Raw genomic sequence first — 524 nt, forward strand, 5'->3', positions numbered from 1 at the left:
GTGTCGACAGCACCGAAACGCTGACCTACACGGCAACTGCTGCCGACGGGACAGCGCTTCCCGCCTGGCTGGCCTTCAACGCCACGACACGGACATTCTCCGGCACGCCGACGACAKSMGGSACYTAYGGCGTCAAGGTGACGGCGACCGACCTCGGAGGTCTCTCGGCCAACGAAACCTTCAATGTCGCCGTATCGACGGCGCCAACGACCTACAGCCTGTTTTCCGCCTCCAGCACGCCGACCCAGACGAACCTCAACGATGGTCAGCAGGTTGAGCTCGGCGTCAAGTTCCAGTCGAACGTTGCCGGTGACATTACCGGCATCAAGTTCTATCGCAGCGCCAACGACAACGGCCAGAACGTCGTCGACCTGTGGACCACGACAGGCACCAAACTCGCGACCGCCACCTTCACCAACACCACGGCGAGCGGCTGGCAGACGGTGAACTTTGCAACACCCGTTACCATCACCGCCAACACCAATTATGTCGCCTCCTACCACACGACAGGTGCCTATGTGGCG

General features: G+C 61.4%; 1 protein-coding gene. It reads left to right on the forward strand.

What is annotated here, in order from left to right; all coding sequences use genetic code 11:
* A partial coding sequence (locus AC1DM5_RS36550; RefSeq protein ID WP_477976958.1) for a DUF4082 domain-containing protein occupies nt 1-524 on the forward strand: 524 nt, incomplete at both ends.

The sequence above is a fragment of the Rhizobium sp. 01T437 genome (genome assembly GCF_056398505.1).